Source organism: Herbaspirillum sp. B65 (assembly GCF_000333555.1).
Classification (GTDB): Bacteria; Pseudomonadota; Gammaproteobacteria; order Burkholderiales; family Burkholderiaceae_D; genus Herbaspirillum; species Herbaspirillum rubrisubalbicans.
Map to the genome: position 1 here is coordinate 1 of NZ_BADI01001051.1, position 2,765 is coordinate 2,765.

A 2,765-nucleotide genomic window follows, 5' to 3' on the forward strand; every position below is an offset into this window, starting at 1 on the left:
AATACGAAATCCTCGGGCGCGGCGGCGTGCTCTTGCCGCTCAAGGCCGACCCGGTGGCACGCGCCACCGAAGCACCACCGGCCACCGCCTCGGTGGTGGCCGACGCCCGGCCTTATCTGTGGCAGGACCAGCAGTGGATGGCCGAACGTGCGCAGCGTCAGTCACTCGCCGCGCCGATGTCGATCTACGAGCTGCACCCGGCTTCCTGGCGCCGCATTCCCGAACAGGCGCACCGCAACCTGAACTGGGATGAACTGGCCGAGCAGTTGATCCCCTACGTAGTTGCCATGGGCTTTACCCATATCGAGCTCATGCCGGTGATGGAGCACCCCTTCGGCGGTTCCTGGGGTTACCAGCCCATCAGCATGTTTGCTCCCAGCGCCCGCTTTGGCAAGCCGGAGCGCTTTGCCGCCTTCGTCGATCGCTGCCACCAGGCCGGCATCGGCGTGCTGCTGGACTGGGTGCCGGCGCACTTCCCCAGCGACGAACATGGACTGGCGCAGTTCGACGGTACCGCCCTGTATGAACACGCCGACCCGCGCGAAGGCTTCCATCAAGATTGGAATACCCTGATCTTCAATCTCGGTCGCAATGAAGTGCGCGGCTTTCTCATCGCCAGTGCGCTGGAATGGCTGGAACACTTCCATGTCGATGGCCTGCGCGTGGATGCCGTGGCATCCATGCTCTATCGCGACTACAGCCGCAAGTCCGGTGAGTGGGTGCCCAACATCCACGGCGGACGCGAAAACCTGGAAGCCGTGGCCTTCCTGCGCGAACTCAATACCGTGGTGGCGCAGCGCTGTCCGGGGGCCTTGATGATCGCCGAGGAATCCACTTCCTGGCCGGGCGTCACCGCTGCGGTCAAGGAAGAGGCCGACCATCACGGCCTGGGCTTCAGCTACAAGTGGAACATGGGCTGGATGAACGACACCCTGCGCTACATGCAGCATGACCCGCTGTTTCGTCGTTACCACCATCACGACATGACATTCGGTCTTTTATATGGATTCTCGGAAAACTTCATCTTGCCGATATCGCACGACGAAGTGGTCCACGGCAAGCGCGCCTTGTTGAACAAGATGCCGGGCGACCAATGGCGGCGCTTTGCCAATGTGCGCGCCTATTACGGCTTCATGTGGACCCATCCGGGCAAGAAGCTGCTCTTCATGGGCAGTGAATTCGGCCAGCCCGACGAGTTCGATCACGACAAGTCGCCGTACTGGCATCTGCTCGATGAGCATGGCGACCATCCGGCCGGCCATCGCCAATTGCGGCAATTGGTCAGCGACCTCAATCACCTCTACCGCAGCGAGCCGGCCCTGCACCAGCGCGATTGCCGCGCCGATGGCTTTTCCTGGGCGGTGGGGGACGACAGCGTCAATAGCGTGCTGGCCTATTTCCGCTATGGCGAGGAGGGGCCGCCGGTGCTGGTGGTGGTCAACCTGACACCGGTACCGCGCAGCGCCTATCGCATCGGCGTGCCACCGATTGGCCCCGGTCACAATGGGGTCTGGCGCGAAGTACTCAATACCGACGCCGCCGTCTATGGCGGCAGCAACAGCGGCAACATGGGACAGGTGCAGGTGCAGGAGTCGGGCTGGCATGGCTACCCGGTGTCCATCGAACTGAACCTGCCGCCGCTGTCCACCCTGATCCTGCGTAGAGAGCCCTGAGAATGAGCGTCGCCTTTCCTGATCGCCTGATGCCAGGCCTGCCTTATCCCCTGGGCGCGACTTCCGATGGTCTGGGAGTCAATTTCGCGGTGTTCTCGGCCCATGCCACCCGCATCGATCTGTGCCTGTTCGATCCCTCCGGCAAGCGCGAGTGAAGCGCATCACCCTGCCCGAATGCACCGATGAGGTATGGCACGGCTACCTGCCCGGTGCCGCGCCGGGCCTGGTCTATGGTTTGCGCGCCCATGGTCCGTATGAACCCAACCGTGGTCATCGCTTCAACCCCAACAAGCTGTTGCTGGATCCCTATGCCAAGCGCTTGGTGGGCCAGGTGCGCTGGACCGATGCGCTGTATGGCTACCGCTTGCATTCGGCGCGCGCCGATCTGTCCTTCGACCGGCGCGACAGTGCCGCCGCCATGCCCAAGGCCATGGTTATGGACGATGCCTTCGTGTGGGAACACGACCGCCTGCCGCAGGTGCCCTGGAACAAGACCGTGATCTACGAAGCCCATGTCAAGGGCATCTCGAAGTTGCGCGAAGATCTGCTGCCGCATGAGCGCGGCACCTTCGCCGCGCTGGCCGATCCGGCCTTCATCGATCATCTCTTGCGGCTGGGCGTGACCACGCTGGAACTGATGCCCATCCACGCCTTCCTGCAGGATAGCTTCCTGGTCGAGCGCGGACTGCACAATTACTGGGGCTACAGCACGCTGTCCTATTTCGCGCCGGAGCCATCCTACATGTCCATGGGCGACCCCAACGAGTTGCGCATGGCGGTGCGTCGCCTGCACAGCGCCGGCATCGAAGTGATCCTGGACGTGGTCTACAACCACACCAGTTGCGGCAGCGAACTGGGGCCCACGCTGTCCTTCCGTGGCCTGGACAATGCCAGCTACTTCCGCCTGCTGCCGGGCCAGGAGCGTTACCACATCAACGATACCGGCTGCGGCAATACCTTGAACCTGTCGCATCCGCGAGTACTGCAGATGGTGCTGGATTCGCTGCGCTACTGGGCGCAATCGTTCCACATCGACGGCTTCCGCTTCGACCTGGGCTCCACTCTGGGCCGCGAGCCGCATGGTTCGATCCG

The 2,765-nt window shown here is 62.9% G+C and carries 1 protein-coding gene and 1 pseudogene; both read left to right on the forward strand.

The genetic code is table 11. The features are described 5' to 3' along the window. Positions 1-1,673: 1,4-alpha-glucan branching protein GlgB (gene glgB / locus I5W_RS24655; protein WP_044531234.1), on the forward strand; the 1,673-nt coding region annotated here is incomplete at its 5' end. A gap of 2 nt (positions 1,674-1,675) precedes the next feature. Next, positions 1,676-2,765: pseudogene (locus tag I5W_RS24660) on the forward strand (glycogen debranching protein); the annotation flags it as partial.